Here is a 15,514-nt window from a genome sequence, read left to right as displayed (position 1 = left end):
ACATTTAAATCTCCGGTCCGGATTTATGTGACACGCGGAAACCACCGATCATCCGATCGAACACCGCATTGAGGTAAAGCCCGTTGGCCAGATGCACCCGCAGACCCGCTGTCGAAGGGTGATGTGCCCAGTAGGGAAAAAGCGATTGCGCCACGGCAACGCCTCCAAAAGATAAAAGCGCAAGGACGATCAACTGCCATTCCAGCGCGCCGGCCACGGGGGGCGGGGGAAGCGCCGGACCCCAAATCGCTTGGGCTGTCACATGAAATCCGAAGTAGGCGAGCGCCGTCGCCAGCGACGCACCAACGGTCAACCGTGTCAGGGCACCTGGTGCCGCATCGGCAAGACCCTGGGCGATCAGGTATGAGACGCCGAAGACGAGGATCGCACCAAGCGCCAAGGCCTGTGGCGTCTTTGGCCCCACAACAAGCGTGAAAACAAAAGCGACAGTGCCATAAAGCGCCAATGCCAGTCCAAAGGATCGCAGAACAGCGCCCGGTCCCGGCACCGCGACGGGCCCCGGCTTGCGGATCGCATTGACCGTCCGCACCGCGTTGCCCGATGAAAGAAAGGCATGCGCCTTATAAAGCGAATGTGCCACGATATGCAGCAGGGCCAGCGGCCATAGGCCCAGTCCGCATTGCAGCAGCATGAAACCCATTTGTGCGATGGTCGACCAGGCCAGCGCCGTCTTGATCGCGCTCTGCGTCAGCATCACGACGCTTGCGAACAGCGCGGTCAACCCACCCAGCATCACCAGAACCGCCATGACGCCGGGACTTTGCTGCACGACACCTGCCAAGGTGATCAAAAGAACGCCGCCCGCGTTGATGACGCCCGCATGCAGCAGCGCGGAAACGGGCGTCGGGGCCTCCATCACCTCTGTCAGCCAGCCGTGGACGGGCAGCATCGCCGTTTTTAGCAGGGCCGTCAGGACCAGCAGCGCCACTGCGACCTGTGCCATCGCAGGCAGCCCGTCGCTAGCGATGACGCTCAGTGCCGCGATGTCGGTTGTGCCAAAGGTTTGCCAAAGCAAGACTGCCGCGACGATCAGCGTCACGTCACCGGCTGTCCAGACGAGCGTGAATTTGGAAGCCGCCCGCCGGGCCTCCTTTCGGGCTGGATAGAACAGCAAAAGCTGACGCAGAAAGATACCGATCGCGATAAAGCTGGCGATCAGGATCACAAGATTCCCGGCCTGTACCAGCATCAAAACTGCGGCGATCGTGGCCAGCGTCCAGCCATGAAACGCACCTTCGCGCGCTTCTCCGTCAAGGGACCGCCTTGCGTAGCGCGTGACGACCCAGCCAATGAATGACACCAGCAAGCTCAGCGTGACGCTGATGGCGTCCAGCCGGACCGATGCAAACCCGCTTAGCGTGTGGCCCATTGATCCGGCGGTCCAGAACTGAACGGCACCGGCCACGACAAGACCGATGGCAAACAGTGTCGACCCTTCGGCAATCGCAAGCAGGTGAGGCGGACGACGCCCCGGCCGCCACACGAAAAGCGCCGCGCAGGCAAGAAGGGTAAGCGGGGCAAGAGCTGTCAGAGGTAGTAGCATCGCGGCGGCATCCGTGTTGTTGGCTGTCGCGGATGGTGTAGTCGGTGGCCGAGGTTCATAAAATTACATATATTGTTCGTTATCATTCTGTTTTATAGAAGAACGATGATACTCAATCTGCATCATTTGCGCCTGTTCAGGGCGGTGGCGACCGTCGGGACACTGACGGGCGCTGCGCGATCGCTGAACCTGTCACAATCGGCGCTTTCCACGCAGTTGCGTACGCTGGAGGCATCGCTGGGCCATGATCTGTTCGAGCGGCGGGGACGCGGACTGATCCTGACCGAAGCGGGACGGATCGCTCTTGATCATGCAGAGTCGATCTTTCGCACTGCCGAAGACCTGACCGCGACCCTGCGCGATGCGGGGCGCGCGCGCCGGGCATTGCGGGTGGGGGCGCTTGCCACACTTTCGCGCAATTTCCAGATGCAGTTCCTGCGGCCGCTGATCGGCCGTGCGGATGTCGAAGTCGTGCTGCGATCGGGTTCCCAGGTCGAGCTTTTGCGCGGATTGGAAGCACTCGCGCTGGATGTCGTATTGACCAATCTTGCACCACCACGCGATGCGGTCAGCCCGTGGTTGATAAACCGGATCGACGAGCAGGCAGTCAGTCTGATCGGTACGCCCGCCCGCGTCGGGACGCCACCGCGTCCCTTGGACGTCCTGCTGTCATCAGAGCCGTTGATCCTGCCTGCACCCGAAACGGTTCTGCGCGCGGCATTCGACGCGCTCGCCATCGGGCTTGACGTGCACCCGATCATTGCGGCCGAAGTCGACGATATGGCGATGATCCGTCTGTTGGCCCGCGCTGACGCAGGACTGGCGATCATTCCCCCGATCGTGGTGCGCGACGAACTCGAAACGGGGTTTCTGGTCGAAGCCGCAAAGCTCACTGGCATGAACGAAGCGTTCATGGCCGTCACGCTGCAACGCAGATTCCCTAATCCGCTGCTGGCCGAGATTTTGGCGCAGTGATGCGGCCTGTCGATGACCGTTTTCGCCGTAAAGATGGTATGTCTGTGACCATTGGCCTGATAAATGATCAAGGTCCAGTATGCTGCGCCGCATCTCGGGTCGGCATTGAGCCCAAATTGAACCTTAATCAGCCCGCAGCGAATGTCTGGTCTTCGTGGCCTCTCAAAAATCAGTGAAAGCGTACTGAACGAGAGGCAGGGTTTCGAGAGACCGTTCCGGGAGTATTTGCAGACGCAGTTCTTTCGCCTAGCAGACAGGCCAGTTCAACTCGCGTAAACCATCGAAATCAAGAGCTTTTAACTTGAATTCACCCACCGAACCCACGGACCCCCTCCTCCCCCTCAACATCGGCGTTATCGCTGATCCCCTTGTCAAGATTTTCTTGCCATTCCTCACTTCCCTCTTCGGGCTCGTCAAGATTTTCTTGCCATTCCTCTCTTTCTTCCTCGGTCTCCTCGTCGTCCGATGCGTAGCCAGCAAGGGGCGCGACAGAAATCAGTATGAATGCAGAGAGGCAAAGGAATAGTCGCACTAAGCGGCTGTTGGACATGTGAAACTCATTTCATTCGACATTTCCCAAATGGCATGCCGTTGGTGATCAAGGTCGCCCGATCAGGCGCGTAAGTCAATCATTTCGCGGCCATTGATGCGCGCATCGCTGCGGAGGCAGCTGGAACTGTGCGGATCAAGCTGCGAATCCGCATCATCCTGGCCTGGCGTCTCCGGTTTTCAGCGCGACGGACAGACCTGTCCTGCTGCTTTCGTTCCGGTTGGTTCTGGGTCGCGATCACGCGCATGACGGCGGCGGTCGCAAGCGTTGGATCGCGGGAAGGATGGCGCGTACCATCGGGCCGGTCACCGCGTCTTCGGCCACCGCTTGTCAGTGTGGCAGCGAAGGCCCGCTACGCCGAAGGAAACGGCCAAAACTCCTCGTCTGTGTCACCGGCGAAAAGGACGGATCTTGTCCGCCTGCTTTGGAAGCCGACTTCGACCAATGGCAGCAACGTCCTGCATCATTGCCCTTAATCGCTCCCGGACGGTGCGGAATCTATGCTGAACCGTCATTCGACAAGATAGACGTCAATCGCAATCGCTTCTGGTCTCGGTGACAGCGAGCAGACGAAGAGCCGCTCGCGCAGCCAGGCGTGGGGTCCGTCGGGTGCGTCAAAGACCGGGGCCGCGCGCATATAGACCTCCGCCGGGTCCACAGGCTCGCCCGCGCGCAACCGTTGCAGCGTTTGTGCAGACGACACGCGCAGGCCGCGGTTGACGACGTAGATCAGCGTGCCGTCATCGGCCTCGATCGTGTAGCGGGCGTCGATGCGCGAATTGCCGTCCGGACCAATCACCGGCCAGTCCGAACCGCCGGGACGGATCGTGCCCGTCAGGCGGGGGCCGCGAACTTGCCCGCCGATGATCGCGATGTGTAGCCGTTCGCCGTGCGGTGCAGGGCCCGCTGATCGCGGCGGCGCGATGTCGGCCTGAATCGTAAAGGCGTAGGTCAGCGCGGGCCGGGGGGGCTGCATCATGCGGCTGCGCTGGCGTTGGCCTGCCGCAGCCAGGCGGCCATGGATTCCAGTTTGCGCATGCTGTCGCTGCAGTAATCCATTGCCCGCAGGTAACCGTGGATCAGACCCTTGCCGTCGTCCAGCGTCATGGGCACGCCCGCCGATTTCAGTGCTGCGGCATAGGCACGGCCACTGTCGCGCAGGGGGTCGCATTCGGCCACGGCGACAAACGCCTGCGGCAGGCCGGTGTGATCCGTGGCGTGTAGCGGTGCCGCGCGCGGATCTACCAGATCGGACGGGTTGGGGCAGTACATCGCGTTCACAGCCGGCATGTCGCGTGGAAACAGCAAAGGGCCATTGGCGTTTTCGATCATCGACGGGCGCGATGTGTCGAAATCGCAGGCCGGATAGACCAAAAGCTGCGCCATCGGCATGTCAGCGGTCCCTTTCAATGCCAGCGTGACGGCAGCGGCCAGATTGGCACCGGCGCTGTCGCCACCGATGGAAATGCGCGCAGGATCGACGCCAAGATCGTGCGCCTGCGTCCTGACCCACCGCGTCACGGCGAGGCACTGGTCGTAGGCCTGCGGAAACGGATGTTCCGGGGCCAGCGCGTAATCCACGCTGATGACGGTCTGCCTGTTCCATGATGCGATGCGCGCCGTGATGTCCCAGTGGGTTTCGGGGCTGCCCTGCATCCACGCACCGCCATGCATGTAAATCAGGCAAGGCTGCGCCGTGTCGTCGCCATCATACCGAAACACCCGCACCCGCGCGGGCCCGGCCGGGCTGTCGACGTGATGTTCCGCGTCGCAATTCACATCGTCTGGCGTCGGCAATCGCATGTCGCGTGCGATCTGCTCGAAATGCGCGCGGCGTTCTGCAGGGCCAGAACCTTTGGGCAGGTCGCTCCACTTTTCGTTCCAGACGTTCAGGAAATCCTGCAATTCGGGGTTCATCATGGCAAAGTCTCCTTGGTCATGCGGACGGATTCAACCACCATGCGGATGATGTCGTCGCGCAGGGCGTTTTGTTGGGCGTCGGTGAACAGGTCTGCCCCGAACAAGGCCGAAAACGAAGGCCGGTTCGAGACGTTGAAAAATGAAAGAGCCGAAATCTGCCAGTGAAGCTGCATGGGATTCACGCCTGCGCGAAAAACGCCCGTCGCAACACCACGCTTGCAGATGTCGCTTAGCGTGTCGATTGCCGCGACGTTGAGGGTCCGGATCACGTCGGAATGCGCGATGCAATCGGCGTTGTGGATGTTTTCGATCATGACCATGCGGATGAAATCAGGATTCGCGCGGTGGTGGTCAAATGTGAATCCGATCAGGCGGGCCAGTGCGTCGTCGGGTTCAAATCCGGCAAGATCAAGGTTTTCTTCACCGTGACGCACTTTGGCGTAGGCTGCTTCGAGCGCGCGGGCGTAAAGCCCGTCCTTATCGCCGAAATAGTAGTAGATCATCCGTTTCGACGTGCGTGTGCGTGCCGCGATGTCATCAATGCGGGCGCCGGACAGGCCACGCGCTGCAAACTCGGATACCGCCACCGACAGGATATCGCGCCGGACGCCTTCCGGGTCCTGTTTCCAGCCCTGTGCTGTCGTCGCACCTTTGTCTGCGGTCCGTTCGGTCATGCCTCTTTCCTCCTGCGCGAACCCTAACATCCGTCAATTTAACCGGCCAGTACAAAATTCTTGACCAAGTTAAACGCACGGTACAATGTGCGGATGGAGGCAGTGGTCAGGACCACTGTGGGAGGAGACGACATGGGCAATGAGACAAAGGTTCAGTCCGGGCGCACCGGGGCAACCCAACGTGCCGTCCGTGTTGGACTGATCGGACGTGGTATCCAGCAATCCCGCACGCCCGCCATGCATACGGCGGAAGGGCGGGCACATGGGCTGGATTATCGCTACGATCTGATCGACCCGGACCAGCCCGGGGTCGAAAGCGACCCTGCCAAGATCATTGCGAAAGCCGAGGCAGACGGATTTGCCGGACTGAACGTCACATATCCTTTCAAGCAGGCCGTGTTCGATCTAACAGACGATCTGTCCGACGCTGCACGCAAGGTCGGTGCGGTCAACACTCTGGTTTTCCGCGACGGCAAGCGGTTTGGGCACAATACAGATTTCTGGGGTTTCGCAGAAAGCATGCGCCGTGGACTGCCCAATGTGACATTAAGCCGGGTGCTGTTGATCGGTGCCGGGGGCGCGGGGGCGGCGGTTGCGTTTGCCCTGCAAGATCTTGGCGTGACCGACCTGATGATCGCGGACAACCGGCCCGACGCGGCGCAGGCGCTTGTCGACCGTGTCAACCGCGCGTCGGGCGCCACGATTGCCCGTGCCGCAGACGATATCGCGGCCTGCGCCAGCCGGGCCGGCGGGATCGTCAATGCCACACCGATGGGCATGGCCAAGCTGCCGGGTGTGCCGCTTGATCCGGCCTATCTGACATCCAGTCAGTGGGTGGCCGAAATCGTCTACTTTCCACTTGAAACCGAATTTCTGCGTATCGCCCGGGCCAAGGGCTGCCGCACGCTTGACGGGTCCGGCATGGCTGTTTTTCAGGCCGTCCGTGCCTTTCACCTCTTTACCGGTCTCAATGCCGACGCCGATCGCCTGAAGGCGACGTTCGGCACCTTTGAGGCCCGGTAACACGTCGTTCCACAGAGCGGCAAAACGAAACGCGAAAGGGAGGAAAACCAATGCGTTCCACAACCACAAAGACCCTCATGGCCAGCGCGGCTGCCCTGGCACTGACGGCGACCGCCGCACTGGCACAAGACACCATCGAGATCATCTATTCGGACACCGTGTCGCCGACCGATATCCGGTCGGAAACCCTGCAATCAGCCTTTGGCGATTGCCTGGGCGAGGGGTTCGATTTTCAGGCGTTCCACGGTGCCACATTGTTCGAGCAAGGGACCGAGCTGACGGCGATGCAGCGCGGCAATCTGGACATGGGCAACCTTGCGCCCTTCGACTTTCAGAACCAGGTGCCGTCCACAAGCGTGCTGGGCACGCCGTTCCTGTTCCGCGACTACGATCACATGCGCGCGGTCTACAACAGCGACGTGATCGACGGCATGCTGGCCGAAATCGAAGAGAAGGCAGAGGTCAAGGTTCTGGCATTTCCCTACATCGGCGCAAGGCACATTGGATATGTCGGTGAAGAACGGATCATGACACCGGCCGATTTGCAGGGCGTGCAACTGCGGATGCCGCCGGGCGAAGGCTGGCAATTCGTGGGCGAGGCGATGGGGGCCACACCTGTGCCCGTGCCGTTCACCGAAGTCTACACCGCGCTTCAGACCGGTGCCATCGACGGACAGGACAACGGCTTTCCGGCCACGCGGTCGATGAAATTCGACGAAGTGCTGACTCATATCGGGACCACCAGCCACCTGATTGCATCCAATCTGTTCACCATCTCGCTTGAGACGTGGAACGAGATGACGCCCGAACAGCAAACCACGGTTCAGGGCTGTGCCGACCAGTTCGAAGCAGAACTTGACGCCATCACCATCGAACAGGAAACCACGCTGGCCGCAGACATCGCCGCCAACGGTGTCGACGTCTACATGCCCGACAACGCAGCGTTCCGAGAGCACGTGCTGGGGATCTATCAGGAATCCGAATATTCCAACGACTGGCCCGAAGGCTTGGTCGACGCGATCGGCAATATGTAAATCAGCCAATCGGACGATATCAGCGGGACCGGTCCATCCGGTCCCGCAGGTAAGACGATCCCACAGAAAGATTGATCAAGATGGAATCTGCAAAGAAACTTGGGTCATGGCTGCACGCCCGGGCAGAGAATATCCTTGCGGCCATGCTGCTGAGCATGTTCGTCGTGTTCTTGTTGCAGGTCCTGTTTCGCTACGTGCTCAACATCTCGGTCGATTGGACCGTCGAATGGGTCACGCTGGTTTGGGTCTGGGGAATCCTCTTTGGCTATGCCTTTGTGGTCAAAGGCACCGAAGTGATCCGTCTTGATATGGTGTATTACGCGGTCCCACGTGGCTGGCGACGCGGGTTCGACATTTTCGGCGGTCTGACAATCGCTGCGATCTTTGTTTTCACGCTGCCTGCGGTCTGGGACTACATCGATTTCATGGCCCGCGAACGGACGGCGGCCCTGCGCATCCCGTTCAATTGGGTCTTTTCCATCTACATGCTGTTCGCGGGGGCCGTGATCATCCGCGCGTTGGTACAGGTCTGGGACGCAGTCATGGGCCGGGGGCCGCATGTCCATCTGCCGCAGGACCCGGAGAGCCATGACTATGACTGATCCGCTGACCCTGTCTATTTTGCTGATCGTTCTTCTGGTCATCGCCGGACAATCCGTAGGCGTAACGATGATCACGGGGTCGCTGGCCTATCTGGTCCTGGCCGGGCGCGATCCGGGACTGGCCCCCGAGACGATGCTGCAGGGTCTATATAACGGCTATACCCTGCTTGCGATTCCGTTGTTCATCCTGGCCGCAGACATCATGAACGTCGGTTCGCTTGCTGACCGGCTATTGCGGTTCTGCCAAGCACTTGTCGGGCGGTTTCGGGGCGGGCTTGGCCACGTCAACGTCGTCTCTTCGGTGATCTTTTCGGGCATGTCCGGGTCTGCCGTGGCCGACGCCGTCGGCATGGGCAAGATCATCATCGGGATGATGACGAAAGATAACCGCTACACACCGCAATATGCCGCAGCAATCACCGCCGCCACCGCGACCGTCGGCCCGATCATTCCGCCTTCGATCCCGATGGTGCTTTACGCGCTCGTGTCTGACCAATCTATCGGATTTCTCTTTGCAGCTGGCATTCTGCCGGGTCTGATGATGGCGATGATGATGGCTGTCATGAATTACATCATCGCCCGCCGCCGCGATTTCCCGGTCGATGATATCGTCCCGGCGCGAGAGCTTCCGGGCCTTACGTTCAAGGCTATGCCCGCACTTTTGCTGCCGGTCATATTGCTGGGCGGGATCTATGGTGGGGTTGTTACCCCGACCGAAGCCGCAGCCGTTGCCGCATTTTACGCGCTGGTCATCTCGATCGCGCTTTACCGGTCGGTCAGCCTGCGGCAGTTCTATGGCGCGCTGCTGTCTTCGGCACGGTCAACCGCTGCGGTCGGCATCTTGGTCGCGGGCGCGCTTGCCTTTGAATACGTGATCGTGCGTGAACAGGTGCCCAACCAGATCGCGGCCCTATTGCTGGACTACGAGCTGAACGCAGTCACCTTTTTGATTGCAGTCAATGTATTGATCCTGCTCCTTGGCTGCGTGCTGGAAGGCGGCGCGATCCTGCTGATCATCGTGCCGATCCTGATCCCGACCGCCATCGCCCTGAATATCGACATGCTGCATTTCGGTGTCGTCGTGGTGGTCAACGCAATGATCGGGCTGATCACGCCGCCCTACGGGCTGCTGTTGTTCGTTGTCTCCAACGTCTCTGGTGCGCCCATCGGCAAAGTCATCCAAGAGATTTGGCCGTTCCTGCTGGCCCTGATCGGTGCGCTGATGATCATCACGTTTGTGCCCGACATCGTGCTGTTCCTACCGCGCCTTCTTGGCTACCGAGGTTAGAGTCATGAAAACATCCATCGCGACCGTTTCCATATCCGGCAATTTCACCGAAAAGCTTGAGGCGATAGCCGCCGCAGGTTTTGACGGGATCGAGATTTTTGAACAGGATTTCATTGCGCATGACGGCGACCCGCGCGAGGTTGGGGACCTGATCCGTGCGATGGGTCTGGAAATCACGCTCTTTCAACCGTTCCGTGATTTCGAAGGTCTGCCCGATCCCTTGCGCGCCAAAGCTTTTGACCGGGTGGAGCGTAAATTTGATCTGATGCAGGAACTGGGAGCGGACCTTGTTCTGATCTGTTCGTCTTGCCATCCTCAGGCGCTCGGCGGCATCGACAAGGCTGCGGCTGATTTCAATGAATTGGGCCATCGTGCTGCCAAGCGGGGTTTGCGGGTTGGGTATGAAGCACTCGCATGGGGTCGGCACGTCAATGATCACCGCGACGCATGGGAAATCGTGCGCAGGGCCGATCATGACAACATCGGTCTGATCCTCGACAGCTTTCACACATTGGCCCGCGGTATCGACCCCGAAACGATCCGGCGGATTCCCGGCGACAAGATCTTTTTTGTGCAACTCGCTGACGCCCCCGCGATCGAAATGGACCTGCTTTACTGGTCGCGTCACTTCCGCAACATGCCGGGAGAAGGCGATCTGGATGTCACCGCATTCATGCGCGCTGTCGTGGCGACAGGCTATGCGGGGCCAGTATCGCTGGAGATTTTCAACGACCAGTTTCGTGGCGGACGACCGTCGGAAATCGCCAAGGACGGCTATCGCGCGCTCGCCGCGCTGATGGACGACGTGCGCCGGGTCGAACCCGCACCGCAGCAAAACCTGGTGCCGATGCCCCCGCGCGCGCGTGTTGCCGGGGTGGCCTTCCTCGAATTCGCCAGCAAGGGGGCCGAGGCTGACGCGCTCGAGGCGCTGCTGGGCACGCTCGGTTTCCGGCACGCGGCCGATCACATCGGCAAGCGCCTGTCGCTGTGGGTGCAAAACGACATTCGCATCGTCATCAACCGCGAAACCGAAGGCTATGCCAGCAGCGCCTATACGACGCACGGCACCTTGATCTGCGACATCGGGATCGCGGTCGACAATGCGGCCGCGACCGTCGCACGGGCCGAACGGCTGGGCGCGCGCCCGTTCGATCAGCCGGTCGGTGCGCATCAGTTGGACATCCCTGCGATCAGGGGCCAAAGCGGCAGCGTTCTGCATTTCATCGACGACGCCAGCGGATTGTCCGACGTCTGGGATATCGAATTTACCCCGGTTCAAACCCCGGCAGCCGGGGTTGGCCTGACCCGGATCGACCATATCGCCCAGACGACGACCTATGATGAAATGCTCAGCTGGTCGCTGTTTTACACCACGCTGTTCCAGATGACCAAATCGCCCATGGTCGACGTGATCGACCCCGACGGGCTGGTGCGCAGTCAGGCATTGTCCACGCCGGACGGGACATTGCGCGTGACGCTGAACGGGGCAGAAACGCACCGCACCATGGCGGGTCATTTTCTGGCCGACAGCTTTCACGCTTCTGTCCAGCATGTGGCGTTGGCGACGGACGATATCTTTGCCACCGCCGATGCGCTTGACGGAACAGGATTCGCGACCTTGCCGATCTCTGGGAACTACTACGCCGATCTGGCCGCACGGTTCGATCTGGCGCCCGATGTGATTGACCGGCTAAGCGCGCGCAACATCCTGTACGACGAGGACGCCAACGGGGCGTTCTATCAGCTGTATTCGCGCCCCTTTGCGGGCGGCATGTTCTTTGAAATCGTCCAACGCGAGGCGGGATATGCGGGCTACGGCGGCCCCAACGCACCGTTCCGTATCGCCGCGCAAAAGCGTCTGATGCGGCATAAGGGAATGCCGCGAGCGTAACTGGTAAATCCCGCCACATCCTGACCACGTCGCTCTTGCAAACCGGTTGGCCGGTCCAGCCAAACCAAGGTCAGTCCAAAGCCCGTAAACCCAGCCTGGTTTCGGGCGGCTGGTTAAGCTTCCAAAAAAGCCTGAGTTCCAGAAGCGTACACATTAGATTGGAGCGGGTAACGGGAATCGAACCCGTAACTGAAGCTTGGGAAGCTTTCGTGATACCTTTTCACCATACCCGCGCAGGCCTGTCTGTACACGGGGTCCAGACGCCCCGCAAGACCGCACGAAAAAAGCGCCCGAAGGCGCTTTGTTTTCGTTGTCGTGCCGGCTGGGTCAGGCGCCCCAGGTCCGGACTGTGCCGCAATCCATATGCACGAAATCCGAACCGGAGTATTTTCCAACACCACCGGCACGGCAGGCTGCTGCGGCCTGTGCCATCTGACGCACCGTCCGGCTTTCAAGACGCAAATCGGCAGCCTGACCTTTGAGGTGAAGCGAATTTTTCGCCACACCGGATGATCTGCTGCGCAGCATGTTGTTGGTTTCCGGAGAGCGGTAGCCAGACAACAGCATATAAGGTTCAGAACAATCCAGCAGGCGGTGCGATGCTGCCATGATATCGATGGTGCGGCTGTCGATATTGGCAACCTTGTTGTTCCGCCAGTCCCGCATGAACGCGTTGATTTCGGCCATCGCTTCACCGATGTACTGGCCTTCGATCCAGTAGATCGTGTCCAGCCGTTCGCCTGTGCGTCCCGAATACATTTTAATCCGACGAATGTCGCCGCCGCCACGCAGGAACCCTGCTGCGTTGCCATAGGTCGGTGCGGCTGCCAGTGCCGTTGCCGCAAACGCACCGAGAAGTCCACGTCGAGTCATGCCCGAAGAGCTGTTCATTGCCATAGTAACCTGTCCCAGTCTGTCATTGCACGGTTGATCCGCGCTAAGTGATCTTTCAGATACTCCGAATATGTTGCACAGAACCTGCCACGCACCAACCCCGGAGCGGTTTTGTTCCATCGTCCGGCGGTTTATCGGCAAAAAATCGCGCAAATCCTCGTGTGTGTTAAGCAGGATCAAGCCGCGACCCAGATACAACAAACGATCGCAAACCCCGTTGATCGCACTGTAACACTGTGGACAGACACCGGCAGACCGGGAACAAACAACCCTAATGCCCATGCTGCTTGGGCGCATTTGCGGTGTGGGGAAACGCGTGACGATTCAATTTCATTCCGGGTCCATGATCCGGGCTACAGGGCTGGTTCTGGCCCGATTCATTCTTGTTGCCTGTTTCTTCAGTGTCGCCAATTCGGCATCGGCACAGGTCACGGCGTTTCGTCAGGCGGTCGCCGAATCGGTGGCGCGTGACACAGAACTTGCAGGTTTTTACCGTGATCGGGAATTTCAGGGCGTCTGGACCGGATCGGATTCCGCGGCACGGAACCGCCGCAACGCGCTTTTGACCGCTTTGGCCGATGCAGGGGCGCATGGCTTGCCGCAGGCTGAATATGACCCCGATCGCCTGATGGCGGAACTGCGCGCAGCACAGGCCCCCGCACAGCAAGGCGCGATGGAAGTCCGGCTGAGCCAGGTTTTCCTGCAATATGCCCGCGACGTGCAGACGGGTATTCTGACGCCGGGCCGCGAAATCGACCAGATCAAGCGTGAGGTGCCCCTGCGGTCCCGGTTGAGCACGATCAACGCATTTGCGCAGTCGAACCCGGCGGCCTTTTTACGGTCATTGCCGCCCAGTAGCCCCGAATACGGGCGCTTGCTGGTGGAAAAATTGCGGATGGAACAGCAATTGGCGCAAGGCGGCTATGGACCTGTCGTACCCGTCGGCAGTCTTGCCCCCGGCGCGTCCGGTGCCGCTGTTGTCGCCCTGCGGGATCGTTTGATCGCGATGGGTCATCTGGGCCGCACGGCGACCCAGACGTATGACGCCACCGTCCAATCCGGCGTGCAGCGGTTCCAGCAGGCGATGGGGTTGAGCGTCGATGGCGTGGCCGGCAGCAGTACGATGGAACAGATCAACATGCCGATGGAACGGCGCATGCAATCGGTCATCGTTGCGATGGAACGCGAACGCTGGATCAATCGCCCGCGCGGCGCCCGGCACATCTGGGTCAACCTGACGGATTTCACCGCCGCCATCGTGGACAATGACCGCGTGACGTTTTCGACCCGTTCGGTGATCGGTGCGCGTGACGTGGACCGCCGCACACCCGAATTTTCCGATGTGATGGACCACATGGTCATCAACCCCACGTGGTATGTGCCGCGTTCGATCGTTGTGGGGGAATACCTGCCGCAGTTGCAGCGCAACCCCGGCGCCGTCAGCCATCTGGACGTCACGGATCGGGCAGGGCGGGTGGTGCCACGTGGATCGGTGAATGCCAGTGCCTATACCGCGCGGACATTTCCCTATGCGATGCGGCAGGGGCCAAGCCCCCGGAACGCGTTGGGTCTGGTCAAGTTCATGTTCCCGAACAAATACAATATCTATCTGCACGACACGCCCGCCAAGAACCTGTTCGGCCAGTCGGTGCGCGCCTTCAGCCATGGCTGTATCCGTCTGAACGATCCGTTCGATTTCGCCTATGCGCTGTTGGCCAGACAGGAAGGCAATCCCGAAGCGTTCTTTCAATCGCGCCTGAAGACGGGTTCGGAAACGCGCGTCAATCTGAACGAGCCGGTGCCGGTGCATATTGTCTACCGCACGGCGTTTACCCACGTGACGGGCAAGCTGCAGTTCCGCAGCGACATTTACGGACGTGACGCGCAGATCTGGAACGCACTGGCACGCGAAGGGGTAGCGATCCGCGCTGTGCAGGGCTAAGTCACGGTCAGACATCCGGAACCGGAGAAAGCCCATGACACTGACCATCGCCCAGATCGCACAGGCCCTTGGGACGGTGGCGCACGGCGACACATCGCTTTGCGTGAACCGTCCGGCCGAACCTGCGCAGGCGGGGCCGGATGATCTGGCGCTTGCGATGTCGCGCAATTATGCCGATGCGCTGCGCAACAGCCGCGCCCGCGCGGCCATCGTCTGGGACGGGGCCGATCTGTCCGACCTTGGGCTAGAGGCCGCGATAACCGTGCCGCGCGCACGTTTGGCCATGGCGCATCTGACGCAGGCTTTTGACCCACGTCCCCGCATAGGGGGGATTCATCCCACTTCCGTGATCGACCCGTCAGCAAAGCTGGGGGCAGATGTGACGATGGGCCCGTTTGCGGTGCTGGGCGCCGACGTGACGCTGGGTGATCGCTGCCGGATCGAGGCCCACAGCAGCGTGGCAGAGGGTGCGACGCTGGGTGATGACTGCTGGTTGCATGCGGGCGTGCGGATCGGGCGCAACTGCCATCTGGGCGACCGGGTGATCGTGCAACCCAATGCGGTCATTGGGTCGGACGGATTTTCCTATGTCACCACGGACCCCGCGAACGAAGAGCGCGCATTCAGAACCATGGGCCGCACGCCCCTGACGCCGCCGGTGGACGGGACCCGGCACCGCATCCATTCGCTGGGGGGCGTTGTTCTGGGTGACGATGTCGAGGTCGGATCGAACACCACCATCGACGCAGGCACCATCCGTCCGACCCGGATCGGGCGCGGCACAAAGATCGATAATCAGGTCCAGATCGGCCATAATTGCGTGCTGGGGCAGGATTGCATCGTGTGCGGTCATGCCGGGCTGGCAGGGTCCGGCACCTTTGGCGACCGTTGTGTCATGGGCGGCAAGACCGGCACAAAGGATCATATCACGGTCGGCAATGATGTGGTCATGGGCGGGGGCACGAACGTGTTCAATGATTTCCCCAACGGTGTGTTCATCATGGGCGATCCCGCGATGGAAATGCCGGATCACCGCATCCGCCAAAAAGCGATACGACGGCTGCCAAAGCTTCTGGAAGAGCTTGATGCGTTGCGAAAGCGGCTTTTAAAAGAGGGTCCGAATGACTAGATCCTGTGCGGAGCAAAAGGAGCTACGG

14 protein-coding genes and 1 tRNA gene are annotated in these 15,514 nt (G+C 60.5%); 8 read left to right on the top strand and 7 right to left on the bottom strand.

What is annotated here, in order from left to right; translation table 11 throughout:
- Positions 1 to 4: 4 nt before the first annotated feature.
- Positions 5 to 1,564 carry a proton-conducting transporter membrane subunit gene (locus GZH79_RS15450; protein ID WP_211644656.1) on the bottom strand — a complete coding sequence of 520 codons (1,560 nt, stop codon included), beginning with the start codon at positions 1,562 to 1,564 and terminating at the stop codon, positions 5 to 7.
- Between the two features lie 105 nt (positions 1,565 to 1,669).
- On the opposite strand from GZH79_RS15450, the gene GZH79_RS15445 reads away from it, so the two are divergent.
- The gene (locus tag GZH79_RS15445; RefSeq protein ID WP_211644655.1) at positions 1,670 to 2,539 is read left to right on the top strand and encodes a LysR family transcriptional regulator; all 870 of its coding nucleotides are present in this window, start codon (positions 1,670 to 1,672) and stop codon (positions 2,537 to 2,539) included.
- Positions 2,540 to 2,846: 307 nt separating this feature from the next.
- Here the strand turns inward: GZH79_RS15445 and GZH79_RS15440 are convergent, their stop codons facing one another.
- From GZH79_RS15440 to GZH79_RS15425, 4 genes are all read right to left on the bottom strand, one after another.
- The gene (locus GZH79_RS15440; RefSeq protein WP_211644654.1) at positions 2,847 to 3,089 is read right to left on the bottom strand and encodes a hypothetical protein; all 243 of its coding nucleotides are present in this window, start codon (positions 3,087 to 3,089) and stop codon (positions 2,847 to 2,849) included.
- Positions 3,090 to 3,600: 511 nt separating this feature from the next.
- Complete coding sequence (locus GZH79_RS15435) at positions 3,601 to 4,068, bottom strand: DUF3237 domain-containing protein (RefSeq protein ID WP_249219232.1); 468 nt, start codon at positions 4,066 to 4,068, stop codon at positions 3,601 to 3,603.
- Complete coding sequence (locus GZH79_RS15430; protein WP_211644653.1) at positions 4,065 to 5,009, bottom strand: alpha/beta hydrolase; 945 nt, start codon at positions 5,007 to 5,009, stop codon at positions 4,065 to 4,067. Before GZH79_RS15430 ends, GZH79_RS15435 begins: the two co-directional genes overlap by 4 nt.
- Positions 5,006 to 5,683, bottom strand: coding sequence for a TetR/AcrR family transcriptional regulator (locus GZH79_RS15425; RefSeq protein ID WP_211644652.1), 678 nt, complete (start codon positions 5,681 to 5,683; stop codon positions 5,006 to 5,008). Before GZH79_RS15425 ends, GZH79_RS15430 begins: the two co-directional genes overlap by 4 nt.
- 132 nt (positions 5,684 to 5,815) lie before the next feature.
- Between GZH79_RS15425 and GZH79_RS15420 the strand changes: the two genes are divergently transcribed.
- The 5 genes from GZH79_RS15420 to GZH79_RS15400 all read left to right on the top strand — a co-directional run bounded on the left by GZH79_RS15420 (position 5,816) and on the right by GZH79_RS15400 (position 11,521).
- Positions 5,816 to 6,706, top strand: coding sequence for a shikimate dehydrogenase (locus tag GZH79_RS15420; protein ID WP_211644651.1), 891 nt, complete (start codon positions 5,816 to 5,818; stop codon positions 6,704 to 6,706).
- Between the two features lie 50 nt (positions 6,707 to 6,756).
- Positions 6,757 to 7,740: a TRAP transporter substrate-binding protein DctP gene (gene dctP / locus GZH79_RS15415; protein ID WP_211644650.1), complete on the top strand. Its 984-nt coding sequence runs from the start codon at positions 6,757 to 6,759 to the stop codon at positions 7,738 to 7,740.
- Positions 7,741 to 7,820: 80 nt separating this feature from the next.
- Positions 7,821 to 8,342 carry a TRAP transporter small permease gene (locus tag GZH79_RS15410; protein ID WP_211644649.1) on the top strand — a complete coding sequence of 174 codons (522 nt, stop codon included), beginning with the start codon at positions 7,821 to 7,823 and terminating at the stop codon, positions 8,340 to 8,342.
- Positions 8,335 to 9,630 (top strand): TRAP transporter large permease, encoded by a 1,296-nt coding sequence (locus tag GZH79_RS15405; protein ID WP_211645035.1) that lies wholly within the window; start codon positions 8,335 to 8,337, stop codon positions 9,628 to 9,630. Before GZH79_RS15410 ends, GZH79_RS15405 begins: the two co-directional genes overlap by 8 nt.
- 4 nt (positions 9,631 to 9,634) lie before the next feature.
- Positions 9,635 to 11,521, top strand: coding sequence for a sugar phosphate isomerase/epimerase and 4-hydroxyphenylpyruvate domain-containing protein (locus tag GZH79_RS15400; protein ID WP_211644648.1), 1,887 nt, complete (start codon positions 9,635 to 9,637; stop codon positions 11,519 to 11,521).
- A gap of 159 nt (positions 11,522 to 11,680) precedes the next feature.
- Here the strand turns inward: GZH79_RS15400 and GZH79_RS15395 are convergent.
- Together GZH79_RS15395 and GZH79_RS15390 are read right to left on the bottom strand one after the other, a co-directional pair.
- A tRNA-Gly gene (locus GZH79_RS15395) sits at positions 11,681 to 11,754 on the bottom strand.
- A gap of 94 nt (positions 11,755 to 11,848) precedes the next feature.
- A complete protein-coding gene (locus GZH79_RS15390; protein WP_211644647.1) occupies positions 11,849 to 12,418 on the bottom strand; it encodes a DUF882 domain-containing protein in 570 nt (189 codons plus the stop codon).
- Positions 12,419 to 12,758: 340 nt separating this feature from the next.
- On the opposite strand from GZH79_RS15390, the gene GZH79_RS15385 reads away from it, so the two are divergent.
- Together GZH79_RS15385 and GZH79_RS15380 are read left to right on the top strand one after the other, a co-directional pair.
- Complete coding sequence (locus tag GZH79_RS15385) at positions 12,759 to 14,357, top strand: L,D-transpeptidase family protein (RefSeq protein WP_211645034.1); 1,599 nt, start codon at positions 12,759 to 12,761, stop codon at positions 14,355 to 14,357.
- Positions 14,358 to 14,391: 34 nt separating this feature from the next.
- Complete coding sequence (locus GZH79_RS15380; RefSeq protein ID WP_211644646.1) at positions 14,392 to 15,486, top strand: UDP-3-O-(3-hydroxymyristoyl)glucosamine N-acyltransferase; 1,095 nt, start codon at positions 14,392 to 14,394, stop codon at positions 15,484 to 15,486.
- The last annotated feature ends 28 nt before the right edge of the window (positions 15,487 to 15,514 follow it).

The sequence above is a fragment of the Loktanella sp. SALINAS62 genome, assembly GCF_018263905.1.
Classification (GTDB): Bacteria; Pseudomonadota; Alphaproteobacteria; order Rhodobacterales; family Rhodobacteraceae; genus Loktanella.
Note: the sequence above shows the minus strand (reverse complement) of the source record. Positions and strands in the feature narration are given on the sequence as shown.

What these genes read in the sequence shown, in the direction of transcription:
- GZH79_RS15450 (WP_211644656.1), bottom strand. Translation starts at nt 1,564, where the DNA reads ATGCTACTACCTCTGACAGCTCTTGCCCCGCTTACCCTTCTTGCCTGC.
- GZH79_RS15445 (WP_211644655.1), top strand. Translation starts at nt 1,670, where the DNA reads ATGATACTCAATCTGCATCATTTGCGCCTGTTCAGGGCGGTGGCGACC.
- GZH79_RS15440 (WP_211644654.1), bottom strand. Translation starts at nt 3,089, where the DNA reads ATGTCCAACAGCCGCTTAGTGCGACTATTCCTTTGCCTCTCTGCATTC.
- GZH79_RS15435 (WP_249219232.1), bottom strand. Translation starts at nt 4,068, where the DNA reads ATGATGCAGCCCCCCCGGCCCGCGCTGACCTACGCCTTTACGATTCAG.
- GZH79_RS15430 (WP_211644653.1), bottom strand. Translation starts at nt 5,009, where the DNA reads ATGATGAACCCCGAATTGCAGGATTTCCTGAACGTCTGGAACGAAAAG.
- GZH79_RS15425 (WP_211644652.1), bottom strand. Translation starts at nt 5,683, where the DNA reads ATGACCGAACGGACCGCAGACAAAGGTGCGACGACAGCACAGGGCTGG.
- GZH79_RS15420 (WP_211644651.1), top strand. Translation starts at nt 5,816, where the DNA reads ATGGGCAATGAGACAAAGGTTCAGTCCGGGCGCACCGGGGCAACCCAA.
- dctP (WP_211644650.1), top strand. Translation starts at nt 6,757, where the DNA reads ATGCGTTCCACAACCACAAAGACCCTCATGGCCAGCGCGGCTGCCCTG.
- GZH79_RS15410 (WP_211644649.1), top strand. Translation starts at nt 7,821, where the DNA reads ATGGAATCTGCAAAGAAACTTGGGTCATGGCTGCACGCCCGGGCAGAG.
- GZH79_RS15405 (WP_211645035.1), top strand. Translation starts at nt 8,335, where the DNA reads ATGACTGATCCGCTGACCCTGTCTATTTTGCTGATCGTTCTTCTGGTC.
- GZH79_RS15400 (WP_211644648.1), top strand. Translation starts at nt 9,635, where the DNA reads ATGAAAACATCCATCGCGACCGTTTCCATATCCGGCAATTTCACCGAA.
- GZH79_RS15390 (WP_211644647.1), bottom strand. Translation starts at nt 12,418, where the DNA reads ATGGCAATGAACAGCTCTTCGGGCATGACTCGACGTGGACTTCTCGGT.
- GZH79_RS15385 (WP_211645034.1), top strand. Translation starts at nt 12,759, where the DNA reads ATGATCCGGGCTACAGGGCTGGTTCTGGCCCGATTCATTCTTGTTGCC.
- GZH79_RS15380 (WP_211644646.1), top strand. Translation starts at nt 14,392, where the DNA reads ATGACACTGACCATCGCCCAGATCGCACAGGCCCTTGGGACGGTGGCG.